We start from the raw sequence: 19,486 nt of genomic DNA on the forward strand, positions 1-19,486 counted from the left end.
CTTACTCCCAAGCAAAAAAAATGATTATCATGTACCATTGTAAATAAATTGTTTTCTTATAACTCTTTTTATTTTGTGGAGGATAGATATGATCATAACACCTTTTGGTACATACAATGGAGACAGTTGGGAAGAACACTGTCAAGTCTTTTTAAAGATGAAATATGAAGCTGATGGTTATCAAGAGATGACTGCACATACAAATGGTGATTTAGGTATTGAGGGCTTTACAAGAGAAGGAATTGTTTTTCAATGTTATTGTCCTGATGAAGAATATGATTCCAGTAAACTCTATGAACATCAAAGGGACAAGATTACTGAAGACTTAGGTAAATTACTGAAATTCAAGAGCCAATTACTTAAGTTTTTTCAAGGAGTAAAAATTAAAAAGTGGATTTTTATCACTCCGAAAATTACAAATAAAGAGCTGATTAGGCACTGTCATGCAAAAGCTGTCGAATATAGAAGTAATGAAACAATGAAAGATCTATTGGATGACACTTTTGATGTTCTTGCACATGATGAGTTATTTTACGGAAGAGAAATTATTCAGGCAAAGCAGATTTTAAATGAAAAAATAAATATTAATGTCCAAGTACCTGATGAGGATGAGATTATTAACTGGAAACAATGCCAAACGGCATCAATAGCTATACTGGATAGGAAAATAGGAAGCCTTTTTCTTGGTCTAGACGAGCCAAGCAAATCTAAGAGAACTAATCAATATATTGATGTGCAAGTGAGAAACTATATTAAAGGCCAAGAAATTTTAAATCATATGCAGCAGACATATAGTTCTGCATATGAGAAACAAGTGAAGATAAAGAGTTCGATTGCAAGTCATTTGGAAGCAGAGGTACTACTGACTGATTTAGCACCAAAAGAGTTACTATATGATACTTTGGAAAAATATAAGACAGCACTTATGGGGGAAAAGTTTCATGATATTTTTGAGTTCTCAGTGTATAACGATTTATGTCATGAAGCTATTGCAAGCTGGTTAATTGACTGTCCATTAGATTTTGGAGGGTAAAATAATGGATCTACCATTTGATGAAATAAAAGAAATTAGATTTAGTAGAAAAAGAGTCCCTATCTCTCCCGAAATGCGACCAATTTACAGGATTTCACAGATTATTCTCGTCCTGCATCTTTCATCAACTAAGCAAACTGCATCGCTTTTAAAATTACAGTTATTTAATTGGGGATTGCAGAATGAAGGCCGCTATGAGCGATTGATCAAACTAAAGGAAACAAGTTATTTCCCAATTATTCACTTTGACCCTTTTTTGAATAGAGCATTAACCTTGGGTGTTGCGATGGGAGTTTTTTCATTTAACGATAAGACTGGTAAATTCTCATTAACAGAAAAAGGGGAGATTTTAGCACAAAGTATATTAAATGAGGATGTGTTTTTAGAAGAAAAAAAATTCTTGAAAACAATTAGAAAGAGCCTATCTGATACTTATATTTTGAATTTATTTAAAGAGAGGTATTCCTCATGAATCGATTAAAATTGAATCACCTCAAGATAACGCTTGATACGGCAGAAGGAGTATTTGGCGCAAGTATTCCTTTCCAAGATGGATTTAATATATTAAGAGCCAGAAATACAAAAGGAAAAAGTTCCACTCTAAATTCAATCCTATACATATTAGGAATCGAAGAAATGCTTGGTGGAAGAAATGCGAAAACAATGAAGCCTGCGTTAAAGGACAAGCTGTCATTTAAGGGAAAAGAAATTCCTATCTTAGAATCCAAAGTACAGTTGGAGATTTCCAATTATAAAGGGGAAATCATTACACTTACTAGGTGGATTAAGTCATCCGGTTTTGATGAAAGACTAATTAGAATTCATTTTGGAGCTCTATTGTCAAAAGAAGATAATGTGAATTTCCGAGACTTTTACGTTCATATGCATGGTTCTGCATCAGAGAACGCAGGATTTCATACCTTCTTATCCCGTTTTATAGAGTGGGAATTGCCACAGGTTCCAACATTCGAAGGTGGAGACAGGATTTTATACATTCAGACACTATTCCCTTTATTTTTCATAGAGCAAAATAAAGGCTGGAGTAGCTTTTATTCCCCCATTTCAGGAAGTTTTGGAATAAGAGATTTATCTAAGCGTGCATTCGAATTTTTATTGAAAATGGATGTTACCATGAACACTAAGGAACGTGAAGAATTAAAAATTATGAAAGCTTTACTAACTAATAGATGGTCCATTTTAAAACAAGAGGTGGAGGAATTAGCAGTCACTATTCACGCAGAAATTCCAAGTTTACCTGAAAAACCTACACTCTTAGATGAATTAAATTTGAATGTTTATGATGAAAACAAAAAACTAATATCCATTGATGACCATATATTTGAATTAGAGGGTGCAATAAAAGCAAAAGAAAAATATAGTGTAGTAAAGATATCAGACGTAACATCCGAATACGAAAAAAAAGTAAAAGAGCAAGACCTTTTAGTATTACAGTTGCAAAGTGAAATAAATTCAATACGACAGGATTTATATTTAGAAAGAAACAACCAAGAATCAATGAATGAAAATCTGAAGAAATTAGAACTAGATTTAAAAAGAAACCGAGAAGCTGAAAAACTTTATAAACTAGGATCAAATGTAGAATCAACTTTTTCGCTAAGTATCTGCCCAACATGTAACCAACATGTTGAAGACTCACTTATGCCACCTGAAACAAATATTCAACCGTTGGGTTTATCTGAAAATATAACCTTCATAAAAGAGCAAATCAAGACGTTGATATTTGGTATTATGCAATCTCATAAGGTCGTACAAAATAAACAATCAAAGCTAGCTGTAATTTCTGGTCACCTTGAAAATGCCAGAAGGGAATTAAGACTATATAAGTCTGAGTTAAATGAAAATCCCGAGTTGCCGACTAAGCTTGAGCTGAATAAATTAGTAGAATTAAAAATTCATTTAAATAAATTATATGAAGCGAGCAGCTCTTTCGATAAAATAGAACAGCGTTTTGAAGTAATTAAAGGAGAGTGGCGAGATTACTTACAAAGACAAGGAGATTTGCCGAAAGATTATTTCTCATCGCAGGATAAGAGAAAGTTAATCTATTTTGAGAGAGAGTTTCTAAGTTTATTAGAAACATTTAACTTTTCTAGTATTAATACGGAGGATATCATGATTTCATATGATAAATACACACCTGTTGTTAGCGGTTTTGATATCAAATTTGATTCTTCAGCTAGTGATAATATTCGTCTGATTTGGTCTTATGTAATTGCTATTTATAAAACAAGTCAACAGCTTCATGGGAACCATCCAGGACTTATCGTGTTTGATGAGCCAGGTCAACAGCAGATGGATGAAAAAAGTCAAAGGCAACTTTTTGAAGTGTTATCAAAAACAAAGATGCAATCTATCATTGGGACATCACTTAAACCAGAAGAGATAAAAGAGATGACGAAAAACCTTGATCTAAATGTAATTGACTTGGGAGAAGATTATATTATTAAGCCCTTATCAAACTAGAAATTCAGGACGCAAAAACGTTGTACTTTAAAATAGATGTTATATTTTTGATTAATCCTAGTCAAACGTTATAAATATCAGCAATAAACGGCGGTATATCAGCGATTTAACGGACTAGGGATATTGAACGGGGGTTGAACCCTTAAACGTGTGCCTGGTACCCGTCACTAGAAAGCGGGGACATGAGAAAGTTAACAAATAAGAGATTCGAATGTTATGAGGCCGTTGAAAGAGATGTCAGGTGAGCGTGCAAGACGGCTGGATTGATGTAAATATGCGGGCGAATATTGACAAAATGAAGCACAAATTCCTCATATAGAGAATTTGTGCTTTTTATCTTTATAATAATTAGGGAGACGGTGGGAGTCTATCCCACGTCTCAGGGCTTTAATACTATAGCGTCTACACGTGTAAAATTGACTACTTGCGTTGATATTCACATTTCCTTTTGATTACGGCCACCCGATTTTACCACTTGTGAAATCTTTTTTACCATTGAACGTCAAGGGATTTACCTGGTAACGCCTACTCGTGTACCAGTTACAATGAAATGGCGTGCTAGCTGGGAAGAGGGCGGTTTCAACGGAATTATCACAATGCGAAATGTACCGGTTAACAACTTGACACCGAGCCTCTGCGGGCATGAGTCCCAAGCCAGGAGACCAGCAGCAACACTTTGCTGGTTTTTTCTGCCAATGCTATCATGCCCGCCACTCGTTGTAAAGTTGTGATTATAAGAATCGACAGCCTTCCCAGTTATTGTGGATCATGTACACATGTCTCTTATGCAAGGAGCAATGGTAAGCTACTTGTCATTCGCTGGTACATCTGTTGTCACTCTGTGGTAAAAAAGATGGCAGAGGGGGTACATTCCCTTGGCTGTAATCATTCCTTTTGGCAAACTGACTCCGCCGCTATCAAGTTAAAGTACTGTTGCTCTTAATTGCAACCTCTTTAATACTACAACATCACTATCAAGTGTTAATTGCCAGGCACCCAAACAGTTCAGATGTAAACAGTGCCTGGTACTGGATCCTTAGTCTCCGACCTGTTATCTGGAGAGATACTTAATGATACAAGTATTAATCGTATATCACATTTTTTCCTTGTTCAGTTAACTTTTGTAAAGATGTTAGCATAAGATTTATTTCTTCGTTAGATTTAGTTATTTGAGTTATAAGTTCTTCGCAACATCTCCATTCTTTCGTTTTTAGTAGCTTTCTTGTAGGAATTATTTTTGAAATCTACCTGATTACTCTTATTGTTTTCTTTATAGCCTTTCCAAATTTTTGATTCCGGCTTGATACGTATAACCCCTTCTCGCTCTTGGTTACTGCGCATGAGCTTTTCTTGTTCTTCAGCATATAATGCCTTAGCTCGTTGGAAGGTTGCGGCATATTGTTTTTGCTGTTCGCTTTCGATTTGCAAATCAGATAATGTTAGTGAATCATTATCTAATTTAAATGCTTTAGAAAACGTTAATTTATAGGGTTCACTTAAAAAGTATGCTCTTGCAGGTGTAGCGTTCTTCTGTTCCAACACGCGAAATGATTCAATAGCAATTTCCTCGTTTGCAGGTGTAATGTATAAGATGCTTTTTACAATCAATTCAGTGTTAGGGAGCTTTAATACTTTTTGTTGTTCATTCATCGGAGCCAACTTGGAAAGGAATTCTACCCAATGTAAATCCGCTTTCTGTGTAGATAAAGCCTCTCGTTCCGCCGCCCAAAGGACCAAAGAGCGGCCATTTGTATCGACGCCCAAGTTGTTCCTCTCTATAAAAAATAATGCATCGAAGCCAAGCGATTTATAATAGATTCTTTCTTGTTGAATACTCTTTGCGATTGATGAATCTGTCGAGTTACTTATATTGGTGAGAATCGTAATAGCATATTTATTAGCATTAATTTTCAATGCTAAATCAGGAATATATTTTTTGAAATCTGAGTTTAAATAGCCATATGAGATAGAAAGATGTGGATAAACCCTTGATAGCACTTCTAGTTCATCATTCATTAAAGCTAGTATTTGGAGATGTCGTGGCGTATCGTTTTTCTTTTGCTTTTCATATTTACGGTAACGTGCCTCACTTAGTTTGGAAGGTTCGCATCCTTCACCGTGTTGATGAGAAAAGAAGTTACCGAGTACCTCTCCGCTTTTTACAATCAATTTCGCTTTACAATACGGACATATAAAAGTTCCTTTCCTTGCAATTTGTTTATGGTTCATTACTTCACTTTCAGATAAGCTTTGTGGAATTATATAAATTTTACTGTCGTTTTTATGCCATGCCTCTTTCAAGATAACCCCTCCTATAAAATAGTAATTATAGTTTATACGTATGATATAGACAGAGGTTTCAAATAAATTAATAAATAAAACAATTAGGAGTACAGTAACTCTTTAACTAGAATAACTCGCCCTTCGGTTCGGAGTTTTCAGCTATTGATTTATTGGATAACTTATCCTAAACAGCACATTACTAAGGAGAAGAAGACTTTAGGGCTGAGGACAAGAAAAGTTTAAATTAGCATATTAATGTAATACAGACCCCCGGTTATCATTAAAGAAGTTTAGAATTAACTTGGTTGTAGTTTGGTAGGTTTTGTCTTCCCAATATGCTAAACTAAAACGTTCGAAAGGCAATCAAGAAGGTGGAATTCAAATGAAAAGAACGGAACACAAGCAACAACAGAAACAATTGAATAGAAAGAAGAAATGGTCTACCATACAAAAACCTATCCGGATACTATTACTTGTAATGCTACTTGTAGTCCTCGGTGGATTGGTCAAGGTGAATCAATTAATAGCATCAAGTGATGTGAGTAAACTAGAAGTACCTGAACCGAGACCGACGTTTATTTATGATCAAAACGGAGAGATCGTAAGTAAAATTTCAAATTCTAACATTGAAGGAGTTCGTCTGGACCAAATACCAAAAGAGTTGATTGAAGCAGTCATCTCCGTGGAGGATCAGCAGTTTTATAAACATACTGGGGTTAATTATTTTGGGATTGCCCGGGCATTTACTCAAAATACATTAAAAGGAGAAGTTGTTGCTGGTGGGAGTACAATCACTCAACAGCTTTCGAAAAATGCGTTTTTGACGCAGGAACGTACATATTCTCGTAAATTCAAAGAATTGTTTATCGCGATGAAAATTGAGAGAGCGTATTCGAAAGATGACATTCTGGAACGCTACCTGAATCAAATCTATTTTGGCGAAGGGGCATGGGGTGTTCAACGAGCTGCGGAAGTCTATTTCGGGAAAGATGTAAGCGAATTGACGTTGAGCGAATCTGCTACATTAGCGGGATTGATTAAAGCACCTACTCATCTATCTCCTTATAAGGACATGGAGAAGTCGATGGAACGACGTAACATTGTTTTATCGTTAATGAAAAGTGAAAAGTATATTAGTCAAGCAGAGTTCGACGAAGCGATCGGCCAAGAAATTGTGTTAGCTGATTCAACAATGCCTAATTATAAAGGGAAGTACCCATATTATATTGACCATATTATTGACGAGGCTGTTAACAAGTTCGGACTAACGAAAAATGAAGTGCTATCTGGAGGATTACATATAAAGACAGCGTTAAATCCTGTCATCCAAGATGCCCTTGAAGAAGTCTATGAGGATGAAAGTTACTTTCCAGAGAGTAAGCCCGATCAACTCATTCAAAGCGCTGCGGTCTTCTTGGATCCTAAAACGGGCGGCATTACCGCCTTGGTAGGGGGCAGAGGAGAATATACGTATGGACGCTTCAATAATGCGACCCAGCTCGTTAGACAGCCGGGATCGACCTTGAAACCACTAGTGTACACTGCTGCGCTCGAGCAAGGCTATCAAATTTCGGATATGCTCGTTGACGAGCCAATCAACATTAATGGCTATTCTCCCAAGAATTTCGATCATAGATTCAGAGGACAAGTGACAATGTACGATGCGGTCGCTCAATCGTATAATATCCCTCCCGTCTGGCTCTTGCATCAGATTGGAATTGAAAAAGGAGTGCGCGCCGTAGAGCGGTTCGGAATTCCGTTGGATGAAAATGATCATAATCTTGGCCTGGCATTAGGGGGCTTGCACAAAGGTACATCACCCTTGCGAATGGCTCAAGCTTTTTCTGCATTTCCGAATAATGGGGTCATGATGGAAGCTCATGCGATTGTAGAAATAAAAGATTCAGAAGGCGAAGTCATTGGCAAATGGCGTGAACAGTCTGTAGAAGTAACAGAAGCGGAAGTTGCCCAGCAAATGACCTATATGCTGAAAGGTGCTGTCGAAGAAGGTACAGCCCAGAAAGCTCACCTTTCAGGGATGGATGTAGCCGGTAAAACAGGTACTACTCAGCTGCCATTCACGGGTGTGGATGGATCAAAGGATCATTGGTTCGTCGGGTATACACCGGACATCGTAGGTGCAGTTTGGTTAGGCTATGATAAAACGGATTCCGAACATTACTTAACATCGACTAGTAGTTTTACAGTGCCGCCAATTTTCGGGGAAGTCCTATCCAGATCGATCAGTGAATTGCCTACGAAGAAATTTGATTTACCATTAATCGCGAAAAAGCAAAAAGAGCTAAAGGAACAGAAGGAAAAGTTGAGGGAGAAAGAACAGAAACGAGAAAAAGAGAAGAGGAAAAAGGAGAAGGAAAAAGAGAAAGACCGGAAGAAAAGAGAGAAGAAAGATAAAAAGGAAAGAGAGAAAGAAAGGGAAAAGAGAGAGAAGAGAGAAGAAAAGGAACAGAAGAAACGGGAAAAAGAGAAAGATAAAGAAAAAAAGAGAAGTCATAAGTCGGAAGAAGAAGATGATGATGATGATGATTGAACGGTGCAGGTTGGTCGTGCACGATTCTCATTAATTGAATACTACAAGCCGGTTCAAATCATTATAGTAAGATGATTGGAACCGGTTTTTTGCTTGAACTCAGGGTAGAAGTGCATGTATCGATAATGGGGTAGAATACTCACAAAACCATTTCCCGTTTAAAATAATTCCTCAAGGGAAAAAATACACCGAATGAAAAACTCAGGAGGTGAATCCATGAATACGAAATATGCAGAAACCCTAAAAGTGATTCTAGAATGTGTGGAGGAATGCAATACTTGTTTCGATGCATGTTTGAAAGAAGAAGATGTTAAGATGATGGCTGAATGCATTCGGTTGGACCGAGAATGTGCCGATGTTTGTGCATTCGCTGCGCAGGCGATAATGCGTAATAGCCCGTTCACAAATAAGATTTTGGAGCTTTGTGCAGAGGTCTGCGACCGTTGCGCGGAAGAGTGTGCTAAACATGAGGCAGACCACTGCAAACGCTGTGCCGAATCTTGCAGAAAATGCGCGGAAGCATGCCGTCAAGCAGTGGCGTAAACGTTCATTGAAGGAGCTATCCCGAGAAGCTGCTGGGCAACGGATAGTGAGTTGTCGGCCAAATATAGACTTATATCGGAAGCTATATATCCCCCGTCGTGAAAACGAGCGGGGGATTTAGGTATTAATTAGGCTCAACATGAACGTGTACATCATATACTCCATAATCATTGATCATGATCTTTTCCAATTGTGTAGCGATATTATGGGCATCTGTAATATTCAGCGTCGGATTTACAAGTATCACAATATCGATAACCTCGTTATTTCCGTAGTATCTACCTTTTATTTCTTTAATCCCTCTAACCCCATCCACTTCTGCGATGACTTCTTGATAAATTTAAATCAACATCAATCCATCTAACAGTTCTTGGTAGGCTTGCTTAAAGATATCCCAAGCAGTTTTACAAATTAATAATCCGACGATAAGAGCAGTTAGTGTATCGAGCCAGGGAGGGCGATTACTTTTAAGAGTGCTTTTCTGTTACAATTACTTTGAATTCAAGGCGGTATTTCCGCTATTAGGAGGAAGGGAAGACATGAAGAGGATTATAATTGCGGCACTGATATTAATGTTCGCATTTTCAGCGAGTGCCTCTGCACATACAGGTTTAACAAGTTCGACACCTTCCGATGGTGACATTATAGCTGACGATATTTATGAAATTACTTTGGAGTTTAATACAAATATCGAATCGACAAGTACTGTGAAAATCTTTAGTGAGAACAACGAGGAAATAACGGGAAATACGATAGTGAATGACAATGTGATGATAAGCGGATTTAACGAACCTTTAGATGATGGTATATATACAGTCGAATGGAAAATTATTGGTGCAGATGGTCATCCGATTCAGGGAACCTATTCATTCGAGGTAAATCAAGAAGAATTAAATGATCCCGCTGATTCTGGAGAATCTGGAGAAACAACTAATGCACCCAGGGAAGTGTCAGTAGAGAAGTCGGAAGAGCAAATGGTTGAAGTCCCTTCAAAAATTGCTTCGAATGATCTTCTAGTGATAATACTTGTCGTCTTATTTACAATAGCCGGTGGATTTTTTGGCTGGATCATAGGAAGAAGGCAAAAATAAATGATTTGGATTTATTTAACGGAAAGTTTACTGTATCTCTGCTTCTCGCTATTGATGGGCGCTTTTATCATTCAATTCATCCCGGAAAAATTGAAGCCTACTATTCATATCCCGAAGCGGATAATCCAATTGGCAGTATTGGGAGTTGTGTTCTTTTCGGCTGCTCCAGTGCTAAGGGTCATTCTGTTTCTATATGAGGATATCGGCCTGTTCACTACGTTGGAAAGCGTCCTGAGTGGTTTTGAAGTAGGAAAGGCATGGAATCTTACAGTCATACTTGCAATCTTCTTTTACCTTTTTGTGTCACTGTTCCCGGTTTTGAAGAGTAAAGCGCTGTCTGGTATTGCTCTCGCTTTCACTCTAGTCCTGCTTTTTGCATTGGGATGGGCAAGCCACGCTGCTTCGCTAACGGAATGGAGTGGATTCGTTTTCCATTCATTGCACTTTTTAGCCGTCACGGTTTGGATCGGAATCCTCCTGATCGTCGGTTGGTGTTCAAAGGACCTAGAGAATTGGGTTTCTTATTTAAAGTGGTTTACCCCTTTGGCGATCGTATGTTTTCTTACAATAGCAGGAACCGGTTTATTCCTTATGACATTGGTCATAAATGTGAACGAATACCCGGATGCCTGGACAGTACCATATGGACAAGCCTTATTGATGAAGCACCTGACGATTATTCCGGTTTTGTTTTTTGCTTTTATAAATGGATTTTGGATCAGGCGAAAACTGAAACGGCAAGAACAAATCAACCCAATACCTTGGTTAAAGTTCGAAAGCATTCTCCTGTTCTTTACGTTTGTGTCGACCGGCATGCTTGGACAACAGGAGCCTCCGCATAGTATTGAGATCACACTCGCGGGTAGTGGCCCTTCGGCTATTTTCGATTATTTTTATTCAGGAGTCATTGAACCTTCAATGCGTTTGGAATTCGGGTTAAACACGTTAAATATACTGTTTTTCATCGTAGCTATTATTTTTATGTGGCTGATCATGTACAGCTTTAGAAAAAAGACGCCTGCAGTAGTTCCTTTTTTCATGGGAATGTTCTGTGTCCTTTCTCTATATTTCGGGTTAATGGCTAGCATTCAATAAACAAAGGTCAATAACTCACGGACAATAAAACCCTTCCACTGGCTTATCAAACAGCATAAAAATGTCCTTGAAATACGTCTCATCAACCAACTTGTCCAACACTCCCTTGTAATACCCCGGCAAATTACGGATAGCCTTCTTCTTTGTTGCCATTACAGTGATCATCAAAGCACGATACGCAAGGTCTTCGAAGACAGACTTGTCGTCTTTATATATATCATATTTTAGCATCCTTCCGGAAATGGCCCTGTGAATTCCGTAAAATTCACGGGCGATTTTTGTGTCACCGATTGTTGAGGCAAGCAGTTCTTGCATCCGACTGAAAAGACTTGTGGATAACTTCGGTGATTCCGTAGGAGACGTGTAGTTAAGATCTTTAGATTTTAATAGAGATTTAGAAAGAAGAGCTTCACCTGCTGGAAGTTGCTCGTTTTCCTCGTCCTCATGCGGTTTATCAACGTTGTCTCGGTCGTTCATTTTCCCTTGGTCATCGAAGGGTAAAATGATATAAATGTTAGCGCCGAGTCCGCTCATGACCGGGCGTATGTAATGGACTTTCTCGATAATGCCTAAGTTGACGAGTTTGCGGATTGCGCGTCTTACCGTCACATTTGATTTCCCTGTTGCATCTTCGATCGTTCCGTGTTTCAGATGTGCCGCTCCGTATTTGACAGAGTATCGACGGATGATGTCGAGCACTTGGCGGTCTGATTTCGTCAATTCATCCCAGTGTGTATTCACATGCTGTTCAGCTGCAGCGTCCATTTCTTTAATCGTGTTGAAACGTGAGTATTCTTTCAAGTAGTGTGTCATTTACAATTCCCCCTTTGCCCTCTATATAGATGGGAGGGATCAAAAAGGATACTATGTGTAGAGAAAAGTTTGAAATGATTCTAAATGACTATGACAGCTACTCCGATTATAGACTAAGGGACAGGCATCTAAGAAACGGATGCCTACCTTTTTATTTGGTACTTATATTTAATTTAACATCCACCTCCCTGCGAATAATCCAATTGTCATGGTATAATAGACACACTGAGATTAAACATATTAAAGAAGAAACTGGCGGCAGGGGGAGATCCATTATGTTGAAAAAGATCATTGCATGCATTACTGTTATTTCTCTATTTCTAGTGACTTTCAGTAGTATCACATTCGCACAATCAAGGTATTATATCAGTACACCGAAACAAGAATATACATATGAGAAAATGACCAAGGATATCCAGCAGTTAGCAAAGGATTACCCGGAGTTGGTGGAATATAAGTCACTTGGCAAGACTGCGTATGGCAGGGATATTTGGGCGATGAAAGTTGGGAAAGGAGATTCCACTCTTTTAGTTACGGGCTCACACCATGCTAGAGAATGGATGTCTACCATACTAACAATGCATCTGGCTTACAAATATGCTGCTTCCTATGAAAGCAATCAATCCATACAAGGGTACAATGTGAAGGAAGTTCTTGATCATACGACGATTTGGTTTATTCCCATGGTAAATCCAGACGGTGTTACATTGCAGCAAAAAGGATTGAGCGCTTTTCCGAAAGAAATCCATAATCAATTAATTAAAATGAATAACGGCAGCAGAGATTTCAAGCGTTGGAAGGCAAATGCCCAAGGGGTTGATCCCAACAGGAATTATGATGTGGATTGGAGTAGGATACAAAACAATTCCGCAACTCCATCTTGGAGAAATCACAAAGGCTCAAAACCTGGCCAAATCGCAGAAGTGAAAGCTGTTATGAAATTGGTTAGTGAGGTATATCCAGAGATGCTCTTGGACTACCATTCTTCAGGTGAAATTCTGTATTGGGATTATAAGATTGAGTACAAAACGAAGCAGCGTGATCGAATTATAGCCAATAAAATAGCAGGCATGACAGGATATAAACTAATGTTTGCACAAAATAAAGCTACTGGCGCATCAACAGATTGGTTTATAGCTAAGTTCGGGAAGCCTGCATTGACACCGGAGCTTGGCAAGTTTGCAGGAGAGACAAATCTTCCGTTAAGTGCCTTTGATCGGATTTGGAAGCAAAATCAGGCCGTACCAATGTATGCCGCAACTGAAAGTTATCAACTTTGGTTAGATAAACAAAAGCTTGTTTATTTGAATGATGTACGGGTTGATTTATTGAATGAAACAACGTTATATTCCAAACCTCTCAAATCAGCTAATCACTCTTTGAATCCACAAAGAGTTTCCGTCGTTGGAGAAAAAGCTGACTGGTACCTTATTAGGACGGATAAGGGCAATATGTGGATTAAGAAAGCCAATACGAAGGAATATACTGTCCAAGGCTTTGTAGATTATAAAGAGGGGGAATACTGGTCAGAGCCTATTTTATGGTCCGTTAATAGAGGGTTGATGTTTGGCAGCGTTGTCAATAACCGAAGATATTTGAAGCCTATGGACAATTTAACGGAAGCGCAATTCTTGGCGATGTTATTCCGCTTCGCAAAACCAGATGAACTAGCTACTACTGCGCCGCAATCAAATCATTGGGCTTCTGTTCCTTATCAATTAGCGACTAACTATAAACTTCCTGTAGAAGGGAGTCTTGAAAATTTGGCAAAGGCGAATCAACCTATTTCCAGGGGCAAAATGGCGCATTTATTAGCTTCTTTCCATTTTAACAATCCGGATATCAGCATAGAGGAATCTGTACAATTCATGTATGATGCAAATATTTCCAATGGATATGATGCTTCCAATATGACATTCGAAAACTTTGGTGTGAATGAAGTCTTGAAGCGTGGTCATATTTCAACATTTTTCATGAAGTATGAGGATTATATAGTAAATGAAGGTCTAAATGATATATCTATTGATACTATGGAAGACTCAAGTGAAAAATAACACGGTAAGGAAAAACCACTTTGCGCGTATAGCAAAGTGGTTTTTCAAATGCTTTGAGCTCATTCAACCCACAAGCCTCAAGTAATATAGTTTTGCTTCTTGCAACGCATTGTTTAATTCAATAGACGCATCGGCTGCAAAATACAATGCAATACCGCTTGCTATTACAACAGCTATTGCACCACCGTATTTAAGTGCTTTTCTATTTCTTGCATAAAGGAACAATGCAATTGCTACAACGAGCAAAAGGTAGATTAATGAATAAAAGACCGTAGAGAGCGATGATTCGATATCATGAATAGCAGTCGCATAATTCACTAATTCATCTATATTGTCCTCGTTCTTTTCGATTACAATAAGATCGCCTTTATTATCAAGCTCCCAAAGAATCGTCCCGCTCTCCTCTATAGTAATCGTGAAACCGTATCCCATCGCATTACCACTGCCGATCAATCCGTAATATTCTTCAGTGTCTGCTTCATCGTTTTGGCTGCAGGCTGCTACTAGGAAAGTTAGGCATACTAACGCAATCGGAATATATCTTTTCATACGAATCCCTCCTAAAAGCACCGCCACTTAATAGACGATACCTTCTCCGATATGACTTCTGAACACTTCTTACGTTGTGAAAAATTCGCATTAAATTTCCTTATTTCGCTATCAGAGTTAATTGGTCCGTTTGAGAGATCAAATCAATTCTATGTCCTTCTTTTTCATAAAAAGTTGAAGCACCTTCTCTGCCTGCTTTGCTCCATCCTTTTGATTTGATTATTATCTCATACATAAAAGGAATTCCGTCTTCTTCAGAGGCTTTTGACCAGTTATAAACAGCAACGTCAGCTTTAGTATGGAGTAATTCCGCGTTTTTGGGTATCGGAAAGTAAAAGAATTTATTGTTTTCCTCATATGCAAGATAAGTGGCGAAAAAGAGAATACCACCAATTAATATTGTGGATATAATCACTATGCTGATTTTATTCTTCATAATTTCTCTCCATCCGTTTACAATTTAACGATAATTACTTGCCTTACAACCTAACTGTAGCAAACTATGCTCATTTGTGAAATTGGGAAAATCATATGGGCTCATGGGTAATTAATTGAAGAAATTATAGGTGATTATCCTTATATTTTTAGTGGTTTTCGCAAGAAGTATAGTCTGTTGTAATGGAAGGCCTCCAGTTATCTCTTGACTGATATTGGGAAAATTCCTATCAGGTATTCACACTTCTTTTGGTATACAGGACTAAGGTTCTGCACTTCCCCAAATTCCAAAATCCGTTAATTATAAAAATGTGCTTCACAATTCTAAAAAGATTGTGATAAAATAAAGCCTCAGTCTACTCTAACGGGGAGAGATGATTGAAGATTTTATACAACGAGAGATATTGGGGGTAGACGAATGAGAAATGTAGTTGGTAAATGGAATCAAATAAGCCTAGTAAAAAGAATCATTGTCGGTATTCTTGTCGGTCTTGTCTTAGCTTTAACAGTTCCCAAAGCCGCTAGTTGGGTCACCATTTTTGGTGCATTATTTGTCGGGGCATTGAAAGCGGTTGCACCTGTATTAGTCTTATTCTTGGTGATGCATGCAATTGCAGTGCATAAGAGCGGCACGAAAACGAATATGAAATCGATTCTTGGTTTGTACGCTATTGGTACATTGCTGGCTGGTGCTGTCGCTGTAGTAGCGAGCTTTTTATTCCCAGTGAAACTGACATTGACAACAGGGGCTGAGGATCTTTCACCTCCTGAAGGCATAATGGAAGTATTGGAAACATTATTATTCAACCTGGTTTCTAATCCGATTGATGCATTAGTCAATGCGAACTATCTAGGTATTTTAATGTGGGCAGTCGTATTAGGGATTGCATTAAAAAAGGCAAATCAACATACAAAAGATATGTTAGGAAGTTTTTCGGATGCGGTCACGAAAGTCGTGCAATGGGTGATCAATTTGGCGCCGCTCGGTATTATGGGTCTTGTATTCGATGCAATTGTATCGACGGGGCTTTCCGCTTTGCTTGTTTATGGACGCTTAATCTTAATTTTAGTGGGATGTATGTTGTTTATCGCACTTGTTGTGAACCCGTTAATTGTATATGTCTATACGCGCAAAAATCCATATCCACTAGTATTCATGGTGTTAAGAGAAAGTGGAATTACCGCATTCTTTACACGTAGTTCTGCTGCTAATATTCCAGTAAATATGAAGTTAGCTGAAAAACTTGGTTTGGATGAGGATACGTATGCAGTCTCAATTCCTCTAGGTGCAACAATCAATATGGCTGGTGCAGCCGTTACAATTGCTGTACTAACACTTGCAACAGTTCATACGCTTGGGATTGAAGTCGATATTCTGACTTCGCTTATGCTTTCAGTTGTTGCGGCTATCTCTGCAGCCGGTGCATCCGGTGTTGCAGGCGGATCACTTTTGTTGATTCCGCTAGCATGTAGTTTGTTTGGAGTTCCAAATGATATCGCAATGCAAGTTGTTGGCGTTGGTTTTATCATCGGAGTTATTCAGGATTCTTGTGAAACTGCATTGAATTCATCTTCGGACGTACTGTTTACAGCTACAGCTGAGTATGCGAATGAACGTAAAGAAGGTAAAGAGGTTTCTATGCAATCTTCTTGGAAGTTCCGGAAAGTTTAAGATATTCATTAAAAAACAGCTAAAAAGCCACGATTACTGAAGATAATTCAGTGATTGTGGTTTTTTAATGTGTCGTGTTTGACAATGCAGACACCCTTATGTTTATACTAGGTAGTTCTATGTGGTATTCCAGAGCTCGGATATGATAACACTACATAGCGAAAAGGAGAAATCCTTTTGGCCGGCATATGTTTCAACTTTACTCTAAGGGGTTCATTACTCTTGGAGTGTAATTCAGTAGTCGCTATTGAAGAATGGTAAGGGTCTACTAGTAATGCTTCTCTGCAACGCAGAAAAGAACTAAGGTTTAGACCGGGTTTTTCAGCGCATACTTGAGTTACTAAATACTTATTAAAGGGGACTAATATTATGAGCGGATATAACGCAGTATCAGCAAAAAACACGGAAAATGCACCAAGCGGTAACGGTCTGTTTTCACATTCAGTAGCTTTCTCTCACTACAATAACCTTTCAGCTCAATTGCCTGTAGATCCATCAACAGGTAAATTGGTTGCTGGTGGCATAACTGAGCAAGCGGAGCAGTGCTTTACGAACATTAAGTCAATTGTAGACAGCATCGGTCATGTTATGAGCGATATCGTTCGAATCACAGTATTCGTGAAAGATATTAAAGACGTTGATGCAGTTAACGAAGTTTATAAAACATTCTTCCCAACTTATGTTCCTGCACGCACAAACGTTGCAGTTGCAGCTTTGCCAATGGATGCTATGGTACAAGTTGAAGCACTTCTTTCACACGGAGAAGGTTCAATTCCAAATGCTCCACAAGCAGGCGACCTTATCAAGCTAACGAATAACACTGCGAATGCGCCTACATGTGCATTATCTACTCAAACTGTCGCATTCTCTCACTACAATTACCTCTCAGCTCAATTGCCGATCGATCCGAAAACAGGCAGATTGGTTATTGGTGGCGTAAAAGAGCAAGCTGTACAGTCCTTGAAAAACATTAAAGCAATTCTAGAAAGCATTGACGTTCCTTTTGACGATATCGTTAAAATGACGATCTTCGTTAAAGATCTTGCAGATATGGAAGCGGTAAACGAAGTGTATTCAACATTCTTCCCAGACTCCGCTATCGCTAGAACTGTTGCCTATGTCCCTGCACGTACAGTAGTTGAAGCATCAGCTCTACCTATGGGTGCTTTGGTACAAATGGAAGCAGTTGTGTCACACGGTGATGGTACGCCTCCACAAGAAATTGAAGACAGACATGGCATCGTTATTTGGGCTAACAACACGGACAATGCACCAAAGAGCTCTCTGTCTACACAAACTGTAGCGTTCTCTCATTACAATCACCTTTCAGGTCAATTGCCTTTGGATGCTAAAACAGGCCAATTGGTAGCTGGTGGCGTAAAAGAGCAAGCTGAACAATGTTTGAAAAATGTTAAAGCAATTGTTGAAAGCATCGACCACGCTATGGAAGATATCGTTAAAGTAAATCTCTTCCTTACAAACATCGAGGATATCGATGCAGTAGATGAAGTTTACAAAACATTCTTCCCGGGCGGAGTTCCTGCACGTAGAACAGTTGGTGTATCAGCTCTACCTGAAGGTGCTTCAATCCAAATCGATGTAGTCGTATCAAACGCTGAAGGAACACCTCCACAAGCGTAACTAATTATAAAAAGGAGCTATCTTCAATGAAAATTGAAGAAGCTCCTTTTTACGTTCTTTTGTCTCACGCCTTTCTCTTCGAGTACACGAACAAACCTAATAGAAGTGCGGTTTGTCCAAGAAAAGCGATGGCGTCCCAAAATGCGGAAGGCGTCTTAGACGAGAGTAAATTAGAAAAAACATGTGAATAAGCAAAATAAGCCTGCGGCAGAAAGTAAAAAACAAGTAGACTAAGCGTCAACAAAATCCCGGCGATATAAAACAAGCTGTACAGACGAACAATTCTTTGCTCTCCATCGAACGTTTCTGCATCAGAATCACTTCTTAAAAATGGCAGCCACCTACTTAAATATTGCTTTCCGCTTTCCATCAAGTTGTAGCATCCGGTACTGTTTTCAACGAAATAATAGACATCTGTTTTCATGTAAAAACAGCATTGATACAAGGTTTTTATGAAAATATCCAATACGACTATTCCTAAAAAACCTAGTATAATGCTGTTGGCTTCCGGCATAAGAAGTTGTAACGTTAACGCGATTAATACAACTACTTGCTCAAAAGACATCCCGGCAAAATAGAGGACATTTCTTTGCCTCGGCGCGAGTTTCCATGCTGCAGTTAAATCCGTTTCAAACACGACAAAGATAAGCCGGTTCCCAATACCTAATGTAGCCGGTAAATCATAGGAGCGGATCGCTAAAACATGCCCGAACTCATGAAAGATGATTAAAAGGAGAGAAATCAACATGTAGGTAATGATATTGAACATCATCGAATCAAATATAAATATATCTTTATAATGAGGGAATAATCCAGGGTTCCAGACGATAAGTGAAATGTTGATCAGTAATAAAATAACATAAATCTTATTTGTTATCCCATTGAAAAAGAAACGCCCAACTGAAGAGGGGATCCATGTAAATCCACTTGAAACTTTGCTTTCCTTTTTTCGAGGCGTTTTTTCCCCATCTACCTCTTGGACTAGACCTAATTCAATGAGCTGTCCGCCAAATTCAATCATATCGACAGTTTCATTCGGATATTTTTCCCGCAGCTCATCTTCAATTTCGCCTAATGTTTGGCCTTCATTTATCCTTTCAATCGCATCTATGCAAATCGTTGGCATCTCGAAAAAATCACCAGAGACAGGTTCTTCTACGATATAATTCTTTTTATCTTTCTGAATGGATAGAGGATAAAGAGTGAATTGTGATTCTGACGATAATTTCAAACTAAGTCCCA

15 protein-coding genes and 1 pseudogene are annotated in these 19,486 nt (G+C 38.5%); 10 read left to right on the forward strand and 6 right to left on the reverse strand.

What is annotated here, in order from left to right; all coding sequences use genetic code 11:
• The first annotated feature begins 88 nt into the window (after window positions 1-88).
• From OC538_RS16400 to OC538_RS16410, 3 genes are read left to right on the forward strand one after another with little or no spacing between them, the layout of a single operon-like run.
• Window positions 89-1,033 (forward strand): hypothetical protein, encoded by a 945-nt coding sequence (locus tag OC538_RS16400; RefSeq protein ID WP_262177383.1) that lies wholly within the window; start codon window positions 89-91, stop codon window positions 1,031-1,033.
• A 4-nt stretch (window positions 1,034-1,037) separates the two neighbouring features.
• On the forward strand, window positions 1,038-1,505 hold the full coding sequence (locus OC538_RS16405; RefSeq protein WP_262177385.1) for a hypothetical protein: 468 nt from the start codon (window positions 1,038-1,040) through the stop codon (window positions 1,503-1,505).
• On the forward strand, window positions 1,502-3,517 hold the full coding sequence (locus OC538_RS16410; protein WP_262177386.1) for a hypothetical protein: 2,016 nt from the start codon (window positions 1,502-1,504) through the stop codon (window positions 3,515-3,517). Before OC538_RS16405 ends, OC538_RS16410 begins: the two co-directional genes overlap by 4 nt.
• Before the next feature lie 1,161 nt (window positions 3,518-4,678).
• Here OC538_RS16410 and OC538_RS16415 read toward each other — a convergent pair.
• The gene (locus tag OC538_RS16415) at window positions 4,679-5,818 is read right to left on the reverse strand and encodes a competence protein CoiA (RefSeq protein WP_262177388.1); all 1,140 of its coding nucleotides are present in this window, start codon (window positions 5,816-5,818) and stop codon (window positions 4,679-4,681) included.
• Window positions 5,819-6,176: 358 nt separating this feature from the next.
• Here OC538_RS16415 and OC538_RS16420 point away from each other — a divergent pair, with 358 nt between their 5' ends.
• Window positions 6,177-8,351, forward strand: coding sequence for a transglycosylase domain-containing protein (locus tag OC538_RS16420; protein ID WP_262177844.1), 2,175 nt, complete (start codon window positions 6,177-6,179; stop codon window positions 8,349-8,351).
• 216 nt (window positions 8,352-8,567) lie between these two features.
• A complete protein-coding gene (locus tag OC538_RS16425) occupies window positions 8,568-8,894 on the forward strand; it encodes a four-helix bundle copper-binding protein (protein ID WP_251696847.1) in 327 nt (108 codons plus the stop codon).
• 124 nt (window positions 8,895-9,018) lie between these two features.
• On the opposite strand, the pseudogene OC538_RS16430 reads toward OC538_RS16425, so the two are convergent.
• Window positions 9,019-9,348 (reverse strand): annotated as a pseudogene (locus OC538_RS16430) (cation diffusion facilitator family transporter); the annotation flags it as partial.
• Window positions 9,349-9,433: 85 nt separating this feature from the next.
• On the opposite strand from OC538_RS16430, the gene OC538_RS16435 reads away from it, so the two are divergent.
• Window positions 9,434-9,985 (forward strand): copper resistance protein CopC, encoded by a 552-nt coding sequence (locus tag OC538_RS16435; protein ID WP_251696845.1) that lies wholly within the window; start codon window positions 9,434-9,436, stop codon window positions 9,983-9,985.
• Entirely contained in the window at window positions 9,986-11,080 is a 1,095-nt protein-coding gene (locus OC538_RS16440) for a copper resistance D family protein (protein WP_251696843.1), read from the forward strand.
• A gap of 15 nt (window positions 11,081-11,095) precedes the next feature.
• Here OC538_RS16440 and OC538_RS16445 read toward each other — a convergent pair whose 3' ends face one another.
• Window positions 11,096-11,893, reverse strand: a complete 798-nt coding sequence (locus OC538_RS16445) for a helix-turn-helix domain-containing protein (RefSeq protein WP_262177393.1) — start codon at window positions 11,891-11,893, stop codon at window positions 11,096-11,098.
• Window positions 11,894-12,168: 275 nt separating this feature from the next.
• Between OC538_RS16445 and OC538_RS16450 the strand changes: the two genes are divergently transcribed.
• On the forward strand, window positions 12,169-13,947 hold the full coding sequence (locus OC538_RS16450; RefSeq protein WP_251696839.1) for a M14 family zinc carboxypeptidase: 1,779 nt from the start codon (window positions 12,169-12,171) through the stop codon (window positions 13,945-13,947).
• A gap of 63 nt (window positions 13,948-14,010) precedes the next feature.
• Here the strand turns inward: OC538_RS16450 and OC538_RS16455 are convergent, their stop codons facing one another.
• A complete protein-coding gene (locus OC538_RS16455; RefSeq protein WP_251696838.1) occupies window positions 14,011-14,496 on the reverse strand; it encodes a hypothetical protein in 486 nt (161 codons plus the stop codon).
• Between the two features lie 100 nt (window positions 14,497-14,596).
• A complete protein-coding gene (locus tag OC538_RS16460; protein WP_251696836.1) occupies window positions 14,597-14,932 on the reverse strand; it encodes a hypothetical protein in 336 nt (111 codons plus the stop codon).
• Between the two features lie 417 nt (window positions 14,933-15,349).
• Here OC538_RS16460 and sstT point away from each other — a divergent pair, with 417 nt between their 5' ends.
• Both sstT and OC538_RS16470 read left to right on the forward strand, forming a co-directional pair.
• Window positions 15,350-16,603, forward strand: a complete 1,254-nt coding sequence (gene sstT / locus OC538_RS16465) for a serine/threonine transporter SstT (protein WP_251696834.1) — start codon at window positions 15,350-15,352, stop codon at window positions 16,601-16,603.
• A 369-nt stretch (window positions 16,604-16,972) separates the two neighbouring features.
• Window positions 16,973-18,244 (forward strand): RidA family protein, encoded by a 1,272-nt coding sequence (locus OC538_RS16470; RefSeq protein ID WP_251696832.1) that lies wholly within the window; start codon window positions 16,973-16,975, stop codon window positions 18,242-18,244.
• A gap of 64 nt (window positions 18,245-18,308) precedes the next feature.
• On the opposite strand, the gene OC538_RS16475 is transcribed toward OC538_RS16470, so the two are convergent.
• Window positions 18,309-19,475, reverse strand: a complete 1,167-nt coding sequence (locus OC538_RS16475) for a peptidase (protein ID WP_251696830.1) — start codon at window positions 19,473-19,475, stop codon at window positions 18,309-18,311.
• Window positions 19,476-19,486: the final 11 nt, after the last annotated feature.

This window comes from Saccharococcus sp. Marseille-Q5394 (genome assembly GCF_946901335.1).
GTDB classification, from domain to species: Bacteria; Bacillota; Bacilli; order Bacillales_A; family Planococcaceae; genus Sporosarcina; species Sporosarcina luteola_C.